This is a genomic window from Streptomyces sp. NPDC088400, from assembly GCF_044753355.1.
Taxonomy (GTDB): Bacteria; Actinomycetota; Actinomycetes; order Streptomycetales; family Streptomycetaceae; genus Streptomyces.
On sequence record NZ_JBIVMZ010000001.1, the window covers coordinates 753,522 to 771,008 of the forward strand.

Here is a 17,487-nt window from a genome sequence, read left to right on the forward strand (position 1 = left end):
ACAACGGCGCGGGGTGGAGCAGCTCGGTAGCTCGCTGGGCTCATAACCCAGAGGTCGCAGGTTCAAATCCTGTCCCCGCTACTGAAGTTGGAGGCCCGGATCTCGAAAGAGATCCGGGCCTTTGACGTGTGTCGGTGCCAAGTGCGTTTCAGGTCGTGAGAGTTGCCCCTGAGCGTGTTTGACTTGTCTCTCTGTGGGCATGTCGACAAAACGCTGAAGTGATGTCGCGGGGGCGCGGTATACCAGCTGTACGTGGGTAGCAGGTGGTGCGACGATGGAAAATATGGGGGATAGGGCAACTCTGTTGGAGACAGGGCGGTATGTGCAGCGGTACGCAGACGACACTGTCGATGCTGCTGACGCTGCCGACACCGCCAACGACTCCGCGGACGCCGAGGACGAGGCGCGTCACCGGCGCGCCGCCGATGCCGGTGACACCGCGTCGATGAGCGTTCTCGGCGCCCTGCTGCTGCGCCGTGGTGATCTCGATGCCGCCGAGCCGTATCTGCGCGCCGCGACCGCCGAGGGCGAGCGCGCCGCCGCCAACAATCTGGGTGTCCTCCTCCATCAGCGCGGTTATGTGGACGAGGCGGCGGGCTGGTGGCGTATCGCCGCCGTCGCCGGGTCCGCTGCCGCTGCCCACGCGCTGGGGCGCCACTACCGCGAGCTGGGCGACGAACCGGCCGCCGAGTACTGGCTGCGCCAGTCCGCCGAGCAGGGGCACGCCCTCGGTGCCTACGCCCTCGCCGATCTGCTGGAGCACCGCAGCGACGTCGGGGCCGAGCGCTGGCTGCGCGCCGCGGCCGAGCAGGGGCACCGTGAGGCGGCGTACAGGCTTGCCCGGACGCTGGAGCGGCGGGCCCGCGAGAGCGCTCGTACGGGCGCCGACGCGGTCTACAGCACTGCCACGGGCAGTGCCACCCAGGGCGGTGGCGGTACGGGCGCCGGGCGTACGGGTCCGGCCACCTCGGGCGGCAGCCGTACGGGCAGCCATCGGGTCGCGGGCCCGGACACCGGCACCGGTTGGGCCAGCGGCACCAGCTGGGCCACCGGCACGGGCAGGGCGGCGGACGGTGGCAGGGCCACGGCCACCGGCGTCACCGGCACTGCCGCGTCCTCGCTCATCAGCGAGGCGGCGCAGTGGTACCGGCAGGCCGCCGCCCGTGGCCACCGCCGGGCCGCTCTGCATCTCGGCGCGATCCTGGAGAAGCGTGGCGAGCTCAAGGAGGCCGGCCGCTGGTATCTGACCTCCGCCAAGGAGGGCGAGTCGCGGGCCGCATGCGCCCTCGGCTTCCTGCTGCGCGACGCCGGTGACGAGGAGAGCGCCGCCGTCTGGTGGCTGCGCGCCGCGCAGGACGGCGATGGCAACGCTGCCAACGCCCTCGGCGCGCTCCATGCCGCCCGGGGCGAGCAGCAGACCGCCGAACGCTGGTACCGCGCCGCGATGGACGCGGGCGACGTCAACGGCGCGTACAACCTGGGGCTGCTCTGCGCTGCCCAGGACCGTACGGCCCAGGCCGAGCAGTGGTACCGCCGCGCCGCCTACGCGGGTCACCGCGAGGCCGCCAACGCGCTCGCCGTCCTGCTGTTGCAGGCCGACGACCCGACCGGTGCCGAGCCCTGGTTCTCCAAGGCCGCAGAGGCGGGCAGCGTGGACGCCGCGTTCAATCTCGGCATCCTCTACGCGGGTCGCGACGACGACCGCTCGGCCCTGCGGTGGTACGAGCGCGCGGCGGCGGCCGGACACACGGAGGCGGCCCTCCAGGTGGGCATCGCCTGCCTGCGGGACGGTGACGAGCAGTCGGCCGAGCGTCATCTGCGCTGCGCCGCCGGCGGTGGCAGCGCCGAGGCCGCCTTCCGGCTCGCCACGGTGCTGGACTCGCGTCAGCCGCCGCCCGGTCCGACGGCGCTCGGGGAGCCGCACGCGGTGAAGAGCGAGTGCGAGCAGTGGTACGAGCGCGCCGCCGAGCAGGGGCACCGCCGTGCCCAGGTGCGGGTCGGCATGCTCGCCGCCGCGCGCGGTGACATCGCCGACGCCGGACGCTGGTACCGGGAGGCCGCAGAGGCGGGCAGCCGTAACGGCGCCTTCAACCTCGGACTGCTGCTCGCGCGTGAGGGCGGCGAGCGGGAGGCCGCCCTGTGGTGGACCCGGGCCGCGCAGGCCGGGCACGGCCGGGCCGCGCTGCGGCTGGCGCTGCTCGCCGCCCGCAGGGGTGAGCTGACCGAGGGGCAGTGCTGGTGTGCGCGCGCGGTCGAGCTGGGGCCGGCCGAAGTGGCCGAGCGCGCGGCGCGACTGCGTGAGGCGCTCCACCAGGAGCTCACCGCGTGACCCACCGGGATCGCTTCATGCGAATCCACCGCGAGCCCGCTGCGTGACCCACCGGGAACGTGCCACGTGACGCCACCAGGAGCTCACCGCGGCCCGTGAGGGGCTCGCGGCGGGTCGGCGCTCGGGTCCGCGGTGGGTGCGTCTCGCGCGCGGCCTCGCGGGGCCGCCTGAAGGGATTTGCACTGGCCGACACCGTCACGTAGTGTTCCATTCAACGGCGCGGGGTGGAGCAGCTCGGTAGCTCGCTGGGCTCATAACCCAGAGGTCGCAGGTTCAAATCCTGTCCCCGCTACTGAAATCGAAGGCCCGGATCTCGAAAGAGATCCGGGCCTTCGGTGTTTTCGTGTCATCCGGCAGACGGGCGGCAGATGGAACAGACGAAGGAGGCCCCGGTGCCATGCACCGGGGCCTCCTTCGTCACGTGGGCGTCGCCGCCTACGCGGATCCGCAGTTCGGGCAGGTGCCGCGGTAGGTCACTTCCACGCTGGAGATCGTGAAGCCGAAGCGCTCCCCGGCGGGCAGATCCGACAGCGGGTCCCCGGTGGGGTGGACATCACGGATGGCACCGCACTGCGCGCACACCAGGTGGTGGTGCGGGCGGTGCGCGTTCGGGTCGTAACGTTTCGCCCGGCGGTCCGTGGAGACCTCGATCACCTCACCCAGCGTGACCATCTCGCCCAGTGTGTTATAGACGGTCGCCCGGGAAATCTCCGGAAGCCTGGCGACGGCGCGCGCGTGCACCTCGTCGGCGGTCAGGTGTACGTGGTCCCCGTCGAGGACCTCGGCCACGACACGCCGCTGGGCAGTCATGCGCCAGCCGCGTCCGCGTAGTCGTTCCAACAGGTCACTCATACGAACCAGCCTAGCAGTGAGGGGACCCTTGTCCCGAATGAGTGTGACTTTGGATGTTCACTTGACTTAGACAAAGTCCATCGTAGGATCGGAACCGGCATACGCCAAGAGACAGGACTCGCAGTACATGACGCAGGAGGCGCACGTGACGCAGGGACCGCTCACCACGGAGGCCGGAGCTCCGGTAGCCGACAACCAGAACAGCGAGACGGCGGGCGTCGGTGGTCCCGTTCTGGTCCAGGACCAGGCTCTGCTGGAGAAGCTCGCGCACTTCAACCGTGAGCGCATCCCGGAGCGCATCGTGCACGCCCGTGGCGCCGGTGCGTACGGCACCTTCACGCTGACCCGTGACGTGTCCGAGTGGACGCGTGCGAAGTTCCTCTCCGAGGTCGGCAAGCAGACCGAGACGTTCCTGCGGTTCTCCACCGTCGCCGGAAACCTCGGCTCGGCCGACGCGGTGCGCGACCCGCGCGGCTTCGCGCTGAAGTTCTACACCGAAGAGGGCAACTACGACCTCGTCGGCAACAACACCCCGGTGTTCTTCATCAAGGACGCCATCAAGTTCCCCGACTTCATCCACACCCAGAAGCGCGACCCGTACACCGGCTCGCAGGAGGCGGACAACGTCTGGGACTTCTGGGGTCTGTCGCCCGAGTCCACCCACCAGGTGACCTGGCTGTTCGGTGACCGCGGTATCCCGGCGACGCTGCGCCACATGAACGGGTACGGCTCGCACACGTACCAGTGGAACAACGAGGCCGGCGAGGTCTTCTGGGTCAAGTACCACTTCAAGACCGACCAGGGCATCAAGAACCTGACCTCGGAAGATGCCGCGGTGCTCGCGGGCGAGGACCCGGACTCCCACCAGCGTGACCTGCGTGAGGCCATCGAGCGGGGCGAATTCCCGTCCTGGACCGTGCAGGTGCAGATCATGCCGGTGGCCGAGGCGGCCGACTACCGCTTCAACCCGTTCGACCTGACCAAGGTCTGGCCGCACGAGGACTACCCGCCGATCGAGATCGGCAAGCTGGAGCTCAACCGCAACCCGGAGAACATCTTCGCCGAGGTCGAGCAGTCCATCTTCTCGCCGGCGCACTTCGTGCCGGGCATCGGTCCGTCCCCGGACAAGATGCTCCAGGGCCGTCTCTTCGCGTACGGCGACGCCCACCGCTACCGCGTCGGCATCAACGCCGACCACCTGCCGGTGAACCGTCCGCACGCCACGGAGGCGCGCACCAACAGCCGTGACGGCTTCCTGTACGACGGCCGTCACAAGGGCGCCAAGAACTACGAGCCGAACAGCTTCGGCGGCCCGTTCCAGACGGACAAGCCGCTGTGGCAGTCGGTCCCCGTCGCCGGTGCCACCGGCAACCACGAGGCCCCGAGCCACTCCGAGGACAACGACTTCGTGCAGGCGGGCAACCTGTACCGCCAGATGTCCGAGGACGAGAAGGAGCGGCTGGTCGGGAACCTCGCCGGGTTCATCTCCCAGGTCTCGCGCGACGACATCGCCGAGCGCGCGGTGAACAACTTCCGCCAGGCGGACGGTGACTTCGGCAAGCGACTGGAGGCCGCGGTCCAGGCCCTTCGCGGCTGACAGCCCTCGCCGAGACGAATGGGGCCGGGTCCTTCGGGATCCGGCCCCATTCGCCGTTCGTGCCGCATGGGGGTTCGGCACGCGGGGGTGCGTGGGTGTGGGGGCGGCCGGTGCGGGAGAGCCGGGCGCGGGCGGGTCTCAGCCGGTCAGGACCGCCGCCTCGCGCCTGGCCGGGGCCCAGCAGCGGATGATGTCGCGTACGGAGACGATGCCGACCGGCTCGCGTTCGTTGAGCACGATCAGGTGGCGGAATCCGCCGTGCGACATGGCCGCGGCGGCCTCCTCCAGCGTCCATGACGGTGCGGCGAAGACGACATCGGTCGTGGTGTGGGTGTCGGCGGTCTCGGAGTCGGGGTTCTGGCCCGCACCGAGCGAGTTCAGGATGTCGCGTTCGGTCAGTATGCCGATGCCGCAGTGGTCGGTGTCGAGGACGACCGCCGCGCCGATACGGCGGGCCGACATCAGCCGGGCGGCCTGGCGGAGCGTATGCGTGGGTCCGATGGTCAGAACCACCGAGCTCATGGCGTCACGGACAAGCATGGGGTCGAGCCACCTCCTCGGTGAACCGTCTGTCTCCCTGGGACACCCCGGGGGACGAGGGAAGCCCCTGGAGAAACGATTCACAAGTTCACAAGTGGGGGGACTCTCAGAGTGACACCGTTGCGCGGAGTCAACAAGGGGGCGGTAGGGGCTGAGCGTGGGGCGTGCAAAAAAACGACAAACGCCCCACGCCTGTCCCTCCTCTTTCAGTGAGGTCTTTCAGTGAGGCGGGCGCTGGGGCGCGGAGGACTTGCGCGGTACGCCCTAGGGCCTCTCGTTTGGATCTTGCCGGGCTCGCGTGCCCTGGCACCGCGCCTCGCCGCGTTGTCGTCACTCCACGACGCTCCGCGTCGCCTCACTCCTCCGCCTTGCGATCCACGGCACCAGACCCCGCTCCCTGATCCGGCCTGATCCAAACGAAAGACCCTAGTAGCGCTGGTTCAGGTAGCCGAGCAGCTCTTCGTGGAGCACGCCGTTCGAGGCCGCCGCGTTGCCGCTGTGCGGTCCCGGGCGTCCGTCGAGGCCGGTGAAGTTGCCGCCCGCCTCCTGTACGACGATCGCGGGCGCCGCCATGTCCCACAGCGACAGCTCGGGCTCCGCGCAGATGTCCACCGAACCTTCGGCGACCATCATGTAGGGCCAGAAGTCGCCGTAACCGCGCGTGCGCCAGCAGGCCCGGCTCAGGTCGAGGAAGCCGTCCAGCCGCCCCTGCTCCTCCCAGCCGCTCAGCGAGGAGTACGCGAACGACGCGTCCTTGACGTGCGAGACCTTCGAGACGTTCAGCCGGGTCGCGGAGGACAGGCTGCGGCCCGTGTAGGCGCCACCGCCCTTCGCGGCCCACCAGCGCCGGGACAGCGCCGGCGCGGAGACCACGCCGACGACCGGCTCGTAACCGCCTTCGCCGGCCACCATCAGCGAGATCAGCGTCGCCCAGACCGGCACCCCGCGGACGTAGTTCTTGGTGCCGTCGATGGGGTCGATGACCCAGCGGCGCGGGCCGGTGCCCTCGACGCCGTACTCCTCGCCCAGGATCGCGTCACGTGGCCGCGCCCGTTGGAGATTGCCACGGATCAGTTCCTCGGCCGCCTTGTCGGCCTCGCTCACCGGGGTCATGTCCGGTTTGGTCTCGACCTTGAGGTCCAGAGCCTTGAACCGGTCCATCGTCGCGGCGTCGGCGGCGTCCGCGAGAACATGGGCAAGACGCAGATCATCGTGGTAGTCGGGCATGGTCGTCACAGTATCGATCGTCACGACGCCGGGGCCACGCGGTCCGCCCCTGACGGGAAGCCGCCGGTGGCCTTGACAGTGCGCGACAGCGCGTCAACTCTGAGCGCAGAGCCGAACGGCCACGGAGGCGACGATGCCTACAGCGCGTGAAGCTTTACTCAATGCCGCACTCTCGGCGCTCACCGATCTGCCCTGGTCCACGGTCAGGATGGTCGATGTGGCGTCGGCCGCCGGAGTGTCCCGGCAGACCCTCTACAACGAATTCGGAAGCAAGGACGGTCTCGCCCGCGCGCTGGCGCGCCGCGAGGCCGATCTCTATCTGCACGGTGTGGAACGGTTGTTGGGTGAACGGGCGGATCCTGTTGACCGGCTGGTGGCCGTCGCCGAGTGGACCGTCGGCCGGGCCGCGGCGAGACCACTGCTGCGGGCCCTGCTCACCGGCTGCTGGGGGGAGTGGCTTCCGGCGCCGCAGCCGGTACGGGCCACCGCCGCCCCGGCCGGCGTCCCGGCCCAGCGCCGGGCCGACGCCGGGCCGCCCGCGACCACCGAGCTGGTCGCGCTCGTACGGGACAGATCGGCCGCGGCGCTGTACCGGAGCCGTGTGGAAGCGGACCGGAAGGAGGCGGACCGCACGAAGGCGGACGGTAAGGAGCCGAGGCGTACGGATGTCATGCGCGTGGCCCCGGACCGTACGGGCGTAGGGCTCCGGCTCGACGGTTCGGGCCGTACTGACCCCGGCCGTACCGACCCCACGCGGCCCGCTCAAGGCGGTGCCGAGCTGCTCTACCGCTGTGAGCTGGCCGTACGACTCGCGCTCGCCCATCTGATCGCGCCCGGCGGCGAGTCCGTGGGACGGCTGGTCCGTACGGCCGTCTCCGCGCCCCTCACCGTCCCGCCGCCCGCCACGGCCGTCAGTGCGCCGAGCCCGAGAGCTGGAGCCCGATGACCCCGATGACCACCAGGGAGATGGAGACGAGCTTGAGGACGGACACCACGTCGTCGAGGAAGACCATCCCGTAGATCGCGGTGCCCGCGGCGCCGATGCCCGTCCACACCGCGTACGCCGGACCGACGTCGAGCTTCTTCAGCGAGAGGGTCAGGAGGCCGAAGCTGCCGAGCGCGAAGGCCGCGAACGCGATCGTCGGCCACAGCCGGGTGAATCCGTGGGAGAGCTTCAGACAGACGGCGAAACCCGTCTCCAGGATCCCGGCGACCACCACCAGCAGCCACGCCATTTCAAGAGCCTCCCCGCATCAGTGACGTGCCGCGACCGCCGTGTCACGCCTGGTCTGATCCTGGTGTGATTATGCCCTTGCCGATGTGGACGGAGCGCAAACGCGTAAGGGTCGGACCGCCCCCAATCGCCGGTCGGTCTCAGTCACCCTCGCGTCGCTCCCGGGTGGCGAGAAGACGCCGGAGCGAGTAGAGGCGGGCCGGGTCGGCGTGGCCCTCGGCGACCCAGGCGTCGAGCGCGCAGTCCGGTTCGTCGTGGCTGCACGCCCGAGGGCAGCCCTCCGTGCCGGGCACCAGGTCCGGGAAGGCCAGGATGACCCGCGACGGATCGACGTGGTGCAGCCCGAAGGAGCGGATGCCGGGGGTGTCGATCACCCAGCCCTCCGCCTTGGCCAGTGGCAGCGCGAGCGCCGAGGTGGTGGTGTGCCGGCCGCGGCCCGTGACCGCGTTGACCAGGCCGGTGATCCGCTGGCGGTCCTCCGGGACCAGGGCGTTGACCAGCGTCGTCTTGCCGACGCCCGAGTGGCCGACGAAGGCGGTGACCCGGCCGTCGAGGTACTCGCGTACGAGGTCCGCCGCGTACCCGCTCTCCAACTCGTCGCGCCGGGTGACGACATAGCGGATGCCGAGGGTCCGGTAGGTCTCCAGCAGTTCGTCCGGCGGGGCCAGGTCCGACTTCGTCAGCACCAGCAGAGGCTCAAGTCCCCCGTCGTACGCGGCGACCAGACAGCGGTCGATCAGCCGGGGCCGGGGCTCCGGATCGGCGAGCGCGGTGACCACGGCCAGCTGATCGGCGTTGGCGACGACCACACGCTCGTACGGGTCGTCGTCGTCGGCCGTGCGCCGCAGGACGGAACGGCGCTTCTCGATCCGTACGATGCGCGCCAGCGTGTCCTTCTTGCCCGACAGATCGCCGACCAGGAAGACCTGGTCGCCCACCACGGCCGCCTTGCGGCCCAGTTCGCGGGCCTTCATCGCCAGGACGACACGGTCATCGACGAGGCAGGTGATCCGGCCGCGGTCGACGGTCAGGACCATGCCCTCCGAGGCATCCTCGTGCTTGGGCCGGATATGCGTACGCGGCCGGTTCCCCTTGGGGTTGGGGCGGAAGCGGATGTCGTCCTCGTCGGGGTTCTTGCCGTAGCGACGCATTCCGTCAGGCTCCCGCTCCCGCGAGCATGTCGGTCCACATCCGGGGGAAGTCGGGCAGGGTCTTGGCGGTCGTACCGACGTTCTCGATCTCCACGCCGTCCACGACGAGGCCGATGATCGAGCCGGCCGTGGCCATGCGGTGGTCGTCGTACGTGTGGAACACACCGCCGTGCAGCGGGCGCGGGCGGATGTGCAGACCGTCCGCGGTCTCCGTGACGTCACCGCCCAGTTCGTTGATCTCCTTGGTGAGCGCGGCCAGCCGGTCCGTCTCGTGGAGCCGCAGATGGGCGACGCCCCGCAGTGTGGACGGCGAGTCGGCGAGCGCGGCGACCGCCGCGATACCGGGCGTCAGCTCGCCGACCTCGCTCAGATCGACGTCGATGCCATGGATCCGGCCCGTACCCGAGAAGGTGAGGCTGCTGCCGTCGGCCGTCACGCTGAACTCGCAGGAACCGCCCATCTCGGTGAAGATCTCGCGCAGCGCGTCACCCGGCTGAGTGGTCCGCTCGGGCCAGTCGGGGACGGTGACCCGGCCACCGGTCACCAGCGCGGCGGCGAGGAACGGCTGGGCGTTGGAGAGATCCGGCTCCACGGTCAGATCACGGCCGAGCAGCGCGCTGGGGGAGACCCGCCAGACGTTCGGCTCGCCGCCGGTCTCCGGCTCGTCCACCTGGGCACCGACGCCGCGCAGCATGTCGACGGTCATCCGGATGTGCGGCATGGAGGGGAGGACGGAGCCCACGTGCCGTACCTCCACGCCCTGGTTGAAGCGGGGGCCCGAGAGCAGGAGCGCGGAGACGAACTGGGAGGACGCGGACGCGTCGATCTCCACCGGGCCGCCCTCCAGAGCCCCACCGCCGTGCACGGTCAGCGGGAGCGCGCCGCGGTTGTCGTCGTCGATACGGGCGCCGAGGGCGCGCAGGGCGTGGATGACGCTGTGCAGCGGGCGCTCGTACGAACGGGGATCGCCGTCGAAGCGGATGGGACCGTCGGCGAGCGTCGCGACGGGCGGCAGGAAACGCATCACCGTGCCGGCGTTGCCGACGTCGACGGTCGCCGGACCGTGCAGACCCGAGGGGATCACCCGCCAGGCCTCACCCGTGGTGGTGGCGGGAATTCCGGCGGCGGCGGAACTGGAGGACACCGTCTCCTCGATGCCGACGCCCATGGCACGCAGCGCCTCGGCCATCAGCAGGGTGTCGCGGGAGCGCAGGGGGCGGCGCAGCCAGCCGGGCTCGGCGGCCAGCGCGGCGAGGACGAGACCGCGGTTGGTGACCGATTTGGATCCGGGCACGGTGACCGTCGCTTCGACGGCCCCGCTTGCGTAGGGGGCGGGCCAGAGGGCGGGCTGCACGGAGCTTTCGGTCATGGCCTTCACTTTAGTGGTTCTTGACGGGCCCTGATTCCGATCAAATACGCGGAAACCAGGGCGTAACGAGGGGGTGGTAGGAGGCCGGGGCGTGCGGAACGCCTCCCTTGTCCTGTCCTCACGGGCGCCGGAGTGGCGCCGGGGTGCCAGGGCGCCGACGGCGCGGCGTCGTCACAGGCCCAGCAGCCAGCGCCCGCCGCCTATCAGCGAGCAGACCGAGACGGCGTGGAAGAGGAACAGCCAGAGCATCGGCGGCACATGCGTCAGCCGGCCCAGCTGGTCCGCGTCCGAGTCGCCGGCGCCGCCGTGACGGCGCTTGGACTGGAGCTCGAACGCCGGGCGCACGCCGCCGAGGAGCAGGAACCAGACCGCGGCGTACGCGAACGCCGCCTGGACATCGGGGCCGGTCAGCCAGGAGATGAGCAGGAAGGCCGCCCCGGTGAGGATCACGGTGAGCGCGCCGTACGCGTTGCGGATCATCACCAGCATCGCGATCAGCAGGACCGTCGCCAGCCAGAGCAGCAGGGTGATGTGGTGCGCGGCGAGCAGCCAGGCGCCGCCGAGGCCGAGCAGCGGCGGGGCGGTGTAGCCGGCGGCCGCGGTGAGGATCATGCCGAGCCCGGTCGGCTTGCCCCTGCTGACGGTCAGTCCCGAGGTGTCCGAGTGCAGCCGGATGCCGTCGAGACGGCGTCCGGTGACCAGGGCTATGAGGCCGTGGCCGCCCTCGTGCGCGATGGTGATCGCATTGCGGGAGAGCCGCCAGAGCGGGTGCGGTACGACGGCTATGAGCGCGACGACGGCGGTCACGGCCACGAGCCAGTCGTCGGGGGCGGGCTGGGTGCCGAAGACGCGATCCCAGAGATCGCCGATCGAGGCGGGGTCGAAGCTGGCCATGGCTCGGGCGTCTCCTGAACTGGGTGTCCGTCGGGGCAGTGCAGTGTCGCACCCGGGTTGGTGTCCTCGTGCGGTACGTAGGAACCTTGGTGCGGTACGTAGGGAAACGTCGGCACACCGTCATCGGTTCCGCGCGTCAACCGTCGGCGGCGCTTGTCACTCTTCCCTCCCGGATCCCTCCCGGACCGGAGGAGTGGTAGCCGGGCCGGAAGAACGGTTGCCGGGCCATGAGGAGTGGTCGCCGGGCCATAGGAGTGGTTGAGGATGTGCGGCAGGTACGCGGCGAGCCGGCGGCCCGAAGACCTCCAGGGGGTCTTCGGGATAGAGAAGTGGGAGCCCGAAGAGAGCCTCGCCCCCGACTGGAACGTGGCCCCGACCAAAGAGGTCTACGCGGTTCTGGACCGTCCCGTGAAGGACGCGCCGAGCCCCCGCCCGGTCCGTCAGCTGCGCAAACTCACCTGGGGCCTCGTACCGTCCTGGTCGAAGACGCCCGAGGGCGCGGCGCGGATGATCAACGCGCGGGCCGAGACCGTGCACGAGAAGCCGTCGTTCCGGCGGCCCTTCCTCTCGCGGCGCTGCATCCTGCCCGCCGACGGCTACTACGAGTGGGTCACGGGCCCCGACGAACGGCAGTTGGAGGAGCAGGGCAAGAAGAAGCGGTCGCGAAAACAGCCGTACTTCGTCATTCCGGCCGACGGCTCGGTGATGGCGATGGCCGGGCTGTACGAGTTCTGGCGCGACCGGACCCTGCCGGACGATCACCCGCGGGCCTGGTGGGTGACCTGCTCGGTGATCACCACCGAGGCGGAGGCGACACCGCTGGGCGTGGCCCCGGCCGAGGGCCCCGCATCGCTGGCCGACATCCACCCCCGGATGCCGCTGATGCTCACGCCGGACCGCTGGGACGCCTGGCTGGATCCGGCCCGTACGGACCCCGACGAGCTGCTGGAACTGCTCGCCCCGCCGCCGGGCGGGCTGATGCGGGCCTATCCGGTGACGACCGCCGTCAGCAATGTCCGTAACAACGGGCCCGAGCTGCTGGAGGAGCTGGCGGCGCCGGAGGAGAGCACGCTCTTCTGAACGGATGGAGCACGCTCCCCCCGACGGCGGTCCGCGGCGACGGCTCCACCGGTCGCACGGCAGGATGGCGGTGTGACCGGTAACACCAGCAAGGCGAGCGCCGCGAGCGATGTACGTGGCGCGAGCAGCGGGACAGGCAGGAACGGGGTGGGCAAGGTGGCCGACAAGCCCAGGCAGCAGACCGTCGAGACCCCCGCCGGAGACGCCCGGATCATCTGGCACTCCGCGCGGCGGCCCCGGTTCGTCCTCGCTCTCGGCCATGGCGCCGGAGGCGGGATCGAGGCGCGCGATCTTCAGGCACTCGCCGTGGCGCTGCCTCCGCTCGGGGTGACGGTGGCCCTGGTCGAGCAGCCCTGGCGGGTGGCCGGCAAGAAAGTGGCGCCCGCGCCCAAGACGCTCGACACCGGCTGGCGGGCGCTGTGGCCCGAGCTGGAGCGGCCGGGGCCGCCGGTCGTCGCGGGCGGCCGCAGCGCCGGGGCGCGCGTGGCCTGCCGCACGGCGCGCGAGCTGGGCGCACACGCCGTACTCGCCCTGAGCTTCCCGTTGCACCCGCCGGGCAGGCCCGAGAAGTCCCGGGCCGCCGAGCTGCTGGAATCGGGGGTCCCGACCCTGGTCGTCCAGGGCGGGAACGACCCGTTCGGCAAACCGGCCGAGTACCCCGGGGGCGCGTACGAACTCCTTGAGGTGCCGCACGGCGATCATGGCTTCGCCGTACCGAAGAAGGCGCCTCTCACGCAGGACGAGGCCCTGGAAATCATCACCGCGGGCGTGGCGGCCTGGCTCGACGCGGCGGACCGTGCTTAGGAGCTCTCCGGCGGGAATGCCGACGGCCGGATCGATGTTGTGAGGGGCATCGGAAGACAGCGCACGAGAGGGAGTCCGTCGTATGGGTTCGACCATCTGCCCGCGCCGCTCAGAGGGTACTGACCTGGAGTGGACGGTGCTTTCCGCGGGGAAGACCACTTCCGCCCGGGCGGCCGGCGGTACGGACCGGCAGGCCGCGTCGGCACAAGGTCGACTATTCTCCGACTCACGTGGGTCCGGTTTCGGCCCCACCACAGCGTTGGAGGAGGTGGGTCCGGTCACTGGGACCGACGGAGCGACCGACGACGGCCACATCGAAGAGACGACCGCCGAGCGCAACGCCCGTTTCGAGCGGGACGCCCTGGGCTATCTCGACCAGATGTACTCGGCCGCGCTGCGCATGACGCGCAATCCGGCCGACGCCGAGGACCTCGTGCAGGAGACCTATGCCAAGGCGTACGCCTCCTTCCACCAGTTCCGCGAAGGCACCAACCTCAAGGCGTGGATGTACCGCATCCTCACCAATACCTTCATCAACTCCTACCGCAAGAAGCAGCGCGAACCCCAGCGCAGTGCCGCCGAGGAGATCGAGGACTGGCAGCTGGCGCGGGCCGAGTCGCACATGTCGACCGGGCTGCGGTCCGCGGAGTCGCAGGCGCTCGACCATCTCCCGGACTCCGATGTGAAGGAAGCGCTCCAGGCGATTCCTGAGGAATTCCGAATCGCCGTGTATCTGGCGGACGTTGAGGGGTTTGCGTACAAGGAGATCGCGGACATCATGGGAACCCCCATCGGTACGGTGATGTCGCGACTGCACCGGGGCCGCCGTCAGCTGCGCGGCATGCTGGAGGACTATGCCCGTGACCGCGGGCTCGCCCCCGCGGGTGCGGGAGAGTCGTCGAACGATCGGAAAGGCTCGGGCTCATGAGCTGCGGAGAGCCGCATGAGACGGATTGCGCCGAGGTTCTCGATCATCTCTACGAGTTCCTCGACCGCGAGATGCCTGACAGTGACTGCACCAAGTTCGAGGTGCACTTCGAGGAGTGCTCGCCGTGCCTGGAGAAGTACGGTCTTGAGCAGGCCGTGAAGAAGCTGGTCAAACGGTGCTGCGGGCACGACGACGTACCGGCCGACCTGCGGTCCAAGGTGATGGGGCGGATCGACCTGATCAGGTCGGGACAGGCCGTCCCCGATCACGACGTGACGACGACGGCGGGTGCGGATCTGCCGGGCGCCGCCAAGGAGTGACGTAAGCAGATAAGCAGAGACGTGACGAGGGCGTACCGCGCACGGCGGGGCACGCCCTCAGGCATGTCCGGGGTGCGGGCGCGCCCGGTGCGGGGCACGTCCGCTGGAACGCGCCCGCGCTGAACGCGGCCCGTACCGGACGCGCCCGTATCGGACGCGCCCGCGCGCATGTTCGCGCCCCCGTCATTCGCGCTCCGCTTATAGCACCGCTTGTCACCCGAAGGTGCTAATCGGGGGTATCCGCCCGTTCCCGGCCGCTCAACTCGCTAGCCTGACCGTCTGTTTGGGCCGGGGCGAGGGGGCGAGGACGCGTGAGGGCCATTCCGAGTGCGGCGCGCGCGTACGTCCTGGGCACAGCGCTGTGTGCCGCCGCCTGTGTCCAGCCCGCGCTGCGCCCCGGCACTCCCTGGCGGGTGGTCGCGCTGCTCACGGTGGTGTACGCGTGCTGCGAGATGCCCGCGTACTGCCGCTTTCCGGCCCGCTCGGTGAGCGGCTCCGTACCGGTCGCCGCCGGATCGTTCCTTCCCGTCCTGCTCGCCGCTGCCCTGCTGCTGCCGGCCGGCGCCGCCGCGCTGGTCGCGGTGCCGGGCGCGCTGATCGGGCGGGTCGAACAGCGGCCGAGGAGCACTCGGCGGATCTGGCGCGCCGCCCAGCTCACCGTCGCCACCTGGGCGGCGGCGCGGGCGCAGGAGTTCTTCGGCGGGCCTGTCGCGCTCGGCGGCGGCGGGTACGGGCCGAAGGCGCCCGACTTCCCGTACGTCCTGCTGCCGGCGGGCGCCGCCGCCCTCGCCTTCTGCCTGGTGCTGACGGCGCTGGACGGTGGCATCCTCCACACCGCCGAGCGGCTGCCGCCCCGCACCGCCTGGCGCGGACTGCTGCCCCGCTCGCTCGCCCCGGCCGGTGCGCACGGGCTCGCCGGGCTGATGATGGCGGTGCTCTGGCGCAGTCCGTACGGGCCGCTGTCCGCGCTCTTCGTGCTGCTGCCCATGTACATCTCGTGCTGGGTCTTCGCCCAGTACCACCGCGAGCGCGCCGCCCACCAGGCCACCATCAGGGCGCTCGTCCAGGCGGTCGACATCAAGGACACGTACACCCGCGGCCACAGCGAGCGGGTCGGGCACGCCTCCGTGCTGATCGCCCGCGAGATGGGCATGGAACAGGACCGGATCGAGGTGCTCCGCTTCGCCGGGATCCTGCACGACGTCGGCAAACTCGGCGTCCCGACCCGGGTGTTGCGCAAGGACGGGCCGCTGACGCCCGAGGAGCGGCGGGTGATCGAACTGCATCCCGAGTACGGGCACGAGATGGTGCGCGGCATCGGCTTCCTGGGGGAGGCGCGGGCCGCGATCCTGCACCACCACGAGCGGCTGGACGGCACCGGCTATCCGTACGGCCTCGCCGGGAGCCGGATTCCCGAGTTCGCCCGGGTGGTGGCCGTGGCCGACGCCTTCGACGCGATGACGTCGACCCGTTCGTACCGTCGGGGGCGCCCGGTGCGCACCGCCGTGGCGGAGCTGGAGCGGTGCGCCGGGACGCAGTTCGACCCGGAGATGGTCCGCGCGCTGGTCAGGGCCCTGGACCGGCACGGCTGGCAGACCGCGGTCACGGCGGACGAGGACAACACCCCGCCGCCGCACCCGGGGGAGGGCAGCGGCTCCGCGCCGCCGGACCCCGCGCCCGGCCCGTGCGGAAACGTCCCGCCAACGCGTAGGCCGACCGGTCCGCGAGCTCCCGGCGAAGGCCGGGCGTCCACCACGGACCACACAGGCGACATCAAGCCCACCGCCCGCCACGGCGGCCCCCGGTGACGGCGGCCGCCTCCCTCGGGGCCGTACCCGCCAGGAGACGCCGTACGGCCTCCCACACCGTCGTCGCGGTGTACGGCGCCGCCGGTCTGCTGACCGCCGCCGGGCTCTGCCGGACGCTCTGGTACGGGGTCGCCGAACCCCGTACCGCGCTGGCCTTCGGCGTGCTCATCGCCGTCGGCGAACTCGCCCGCTGGGGCGCGCTGCCCGGTGAGCGGGAGCCCGCGCCGCTCGGGGCCGCCGGAGCGTTGGCGTACGCCCTGCTCGGCGAGAACGCCGGACGGCCGACCGGCCACGGCGTGCTCCAGACCATCGCCGTCGTCCTCGCGGCCGGGCTCGCCGGCGCCGTACCGCATGTGGCCCGGGGGCACGGGCCCGGACTCGACCACATCGTCCGCCGGATCCTCGCCGTCGGCTTCGCCGCCGCCTGCTTCCAGCCGCTCTACGGCGTGATCCACCTGCGGGAACGGTTCGGGGAGGGCCCCGGCTACGCGGTTCTGCTCCTCCTCCTGCTGGTCCTCACCGCGCTCTGCGACGCCGTACTGGCCGCGCTCCTGCTGCGCGCCCGCACCCGCCACCCCTTCGGCCCGCTGCTCCGCGAAGAGCTGCGCGCCATGCTGCACATCGGCTCCGCCGTGTGCGCCACCGGGGCGGTGATCGCGCTCGGCGTCGCCGTCGCGGGGCTGTGGGCGCTCCCGGTGTTCTGTGTGCCGCTGCTGCTGGCCCAGCTGTCCTTCCGGCGGTATGCCGCCGTACGTACGACCTACACCCAGACCATCGCCTCCCTCGCGCGGGCCACCGAGATCGCCGGATACACCCCCCACGGGCATGCCCGCAGAGTCGCCGAGCTCAGCTGCGCCGTCGGCCGCGAGCTGGGACTCTCGGGCCCCGAACTGACCGTTCTGGAGTACGCCGCCCTGATGCACGACATCGGACAGCTGTCCCTCGTCGACCCGGTGCCCGACGGGGCCACCGCCCGGCTGCCGGTCGTCGAGCAGCGCCGTATCGCACTGCTCGGCGGCGCGGTCGTCCGGCAGACGGGAGTCCCCTCGGCCGTCGCGCTGGTGGTGGAGCGGCAGGCCGATCCGTACCGGGAACAGCCGCTGTCCGCACGAATCGTCCGCGCTGTCAATGCGTACGACGACCTGGCCGGGGAATGTGCCACAGCGAGCGGCCCGCTCGGGGCGCTGGAGCGGCTGCGGCTCGGAACGGCGTACGACTACCAGCCGGAGGTGGTGGAATCCTTGGCGCGTGTCCTGTCCCGGGGCGCTCCGAACCCAGGTCGGGCGGGGTAACCCATGAGTAATGAGCGGGCGTCGCACCGGGCATGGTTGGATGCCAAGAAGAGGGTGCCCGG

At 71.0% G+C, this 17,487-nt stretch carries 15 protein-coding genes, 2 tRNA genes and 1 pseudogene; 11 read left to right on the top strand and 7 right to left on the bottom strand.

Annotation, left to right across the window (positions count from 1 at the left end):
• Nucleotides 1-7 precede the first annotated feature (7 nt).
• From ACIQD6_RS03420 to ACIQD6_RS03430, 3 genes are all read left to right on the top strand, one after another.
• A tRNA-Met gene (locus ACIQD6_RS03420) sits at nucleotides 8-81 on the top strand.
• Between the two features lie 193 nt (nucleotides 82-274).
• Complete coding sequence (locus tag ACIQD6_RS03425) at nucleotides 275-2,329, top strand: tetratricopeptide repeat protein (RefSeq protein ID WP_401877495.1); 2,055 nt, start codon at nucleotides 275-277, stop codon at nucleotides 2,327-2,329.
• Between the two features lie 218 nt (nucleotides 2,330-2,547).
• Nucleotides 2,548-2,621 (top strand) — tRNA-Met (locus ACIQD6_RS03430).
• Between the two features lie 143 nt (nucleotides 2,622-2,764).
• Here the strand turns inward: ACIQD6_RS03430 and ACIQD6_RS03435 are convergent.
• A complete protein-coding gene (locus tag ACIQD6_RS03435) occupies nucleotides 2,765-3,181 on the bottom strand; it encodes a Fur family transcriptional regulator (RefSeq protein ID WP_401877497.1) in 417 nt (138 codons plus the stop codon).
• Between the two features lie 145 nt (nucleotides 3,182-3,326).
• On the opposite strand from ACIQD6_RS03435, the gene ACIQD6_RS03440 reads away from it, so the two are divergent.
• Nucleotides 3,327-4,778, top strand: coding sequence for a catalase (locus ACIQD6_RS03440; protein ID WP_401877499.1), 1,452 nt, complete (start codon nucleotides 3,327-3,329; stop codon nucleotides 4,776-4,778).
• Nucleotides 4,779-4,916: 138 nt separating this feature from the next.
• Here ACIQD6_RS03440 and ACIQD6_RS03445 read toward each other — a convergent pair whose 3' ends face one another.
• Together ACIQD6_RS03445 and hisN are read right to left on the bottom strand one after the other, a co-directional pair.
• The gene (locus tag ACIQD6_RS03445; RefSeq protein ID WP_401877500.1) at nucleotides 4,917-5,318 is read right to left on the bottom strand and encodes a cyclic nucleotide-binding/CBS domain-containing protein; all 402 of its coding nucleotides are present in this window, start codon (nucleotides 5,316-5,318) and stop codon (nucleotides 4,917-4,919) included.
• Nucleotides 5,319-5,744: 426 nt separating this feature from the next.
• Nucleotides 5,745-6,545, bottom strand: a complete 801-nt coding sequence (gene hisN, locus ACIQD6_RS03450) for a histidinol-phosphatase (protein WP_401877502.1) — start codon at nucleotides 6,543-6,545, stop codon at nucleotides 5,745-5,747.
• A 133-nt stretch (nucleotides 6,546-6,678) separates the two neighbouring features.
• On the opposite strand from hisN, the pseudogene ACIQD6_RS03455 reads away from it, so the two are divergent.
• Nucleotides 6,679-7,137: pseudogene (locus ACIQD6_RS03455) on the top strand (TetR/AcrR family transcriptional regulator); the annotation flags it as partial.
• Between the two features lie 319 nt (nucleotides 7,138-7,456).
• Here the strand turns inward: ACIQD6_RS03455 and ACIQD6_RS03460 are convergent.
• The 4 genes from ACIQD6_RS03460 to ACIQD6_RS03475 form a co-directional block, all read right to left on the bottom strand.
• On the bottom strand, nucleotides 7,457-7,780 hold the full coding sequence (locus ACIQD6_RS03460; protein WP_401877503.1) for a DMT family transporter: 324 nt from the start codon (nucleotides 7,778-7,780) through the stop codon (nucleotides 7,457-7,459).
• Nucleotides 7,781-7,919: 139 nt separating this feature from the next.
• On the bottom strand, nucleotides 7,920-8,930 hold the full coding sequence (gene rsgA, locus ACIQD6_RS03465; protein ID WP_401877505.1) for a ribosome small subunit-dependent GTPase A: 1,011 nt from the start codon (nucleotides 8,928-8,930) through the stop codon (nucleotides 7,920-7,922).
• A 4-nt stretch (nucleotides 8,931-8,934) separates the two neighbouring features.
• A complete protein-coding gene (gene aroA, locus ACIQD6_RS03470) occupies nucleotides 8,935-10,299 on the bottom strand; it encodes a 3-phosphoshikimate 1-carboxyvinyltransferase (protein WP_401877507.1) in 1,365 nt (454 codons plus the stop codon).
• A 171-nt stretch (nucleotides 10,300-10,470) separates the two neighbouring features.
• Nucleotides 10,471-11,193, bottom strand: a complete 723-nt coding sequence (locus ACIQD6_RS03475; RefSeq protein ID WP_401877509.1) for a M50 family metallopeptidase — start codon at nucleotides 11,191-11,193, stop codon at nucleotides 10,471-10,473.
• Nucleotides 11,194-11,457: 264 nt separating this feature from the next.
• Between ACIQD6_RS03475 and ACIQD6_RS03480 the strand changes: the two genes are divergently transcribed.
• The 6 genes from ACIQD6_RS03480 (at nucleotide 11,458) to ACIQD6_RS03505 (ending at nucleotide 17,425) form a co-directional block, all read left to right on the top strand.
• The gene (locus tag ACIQD6_RS03480) at nucleotides 11,458-12,273 is read left to right on the top strand and encodes an SOS response-associated peptidase (RefSeq protein ID WP_401877511.1); all 816 of its coding nucleotides are present in this window, start codon (nucleotides 11,458-11,460) and stop codon (nucleotides 12,271-12,273) included.
• 147 nt (nucleotides 12,274-12,420) lie between these two features.
• Nucleotides 12,421-13,077 carry an alpha/beta family hydrolase gene (locus tag ACIQD6_RS03485; RefSeq protein WP_401878103.1) on the top strand — a complete coding sequence of 219 codons (657 nt, stop codon included), beginning with the start codon at nucleotides 12,421-12,423 and terminating at the stop codon, nucleotides 13,075-13,077.
• 268 nt (nucleotides 13,078-13,345) lie between these two features.
• Nucleotides 13,346-14,005 carry a sigma-70 family RNA polymerase sigma factor gene (locus tag ACIQD6_RS03490; RefSeq protein WP_401877513.1) on the top strand — a complete coding sequence of 220 codons (660 nt, stop codon included), beginning with the start codon at nucleotides 13,346-13,348 and terminating at the stop codon, nucleotides 14,003-14,005.
• Entirely contained in the window at nucleotides 14,002-14,325 is a 324-nt protein-coding gene (gene rsrA / locus ACIQD6_RS03495) for a mycothiol system anti-sigma-R factor (protein WP_401877515.1), read from the top strand. Before ACIQD6_RS03490 ends, rsrA begins: the two co-directional genes overlap by 4 nt.
• Before the next feature lie 311 nt (nucleotides 14,326-14,636).
• Nucleotides 14,637-16,133, top strand: coding sequence for an HD-GYP domain-containing protein (locus tag ACIQD6_RS03500; protein ID WP_401877517.1), 1,497 nt, complete (start codon nucleotides 14,637-14,639; stop codon nucleotides 16,131-16,133).
• Complete coding sequence (locus tag ACIQD6_RS03505) at nucleotides 16,130-17,425, top strand: HD-GYP domain-containing protein (protein ID WP_401877519.1); 1,296 nt, start codon at nucleotides 16,130-16,132, stop codon at nucleotides 17,423-17,425. The genes ACIQD6_RS03500 and ACIQD6_RS03505 overlap by 4 nt, the downstream gene beginning before the upstream one ends.
• Nucleotides 17,426-17,487 lie beyond the last annotated feature (62 nt).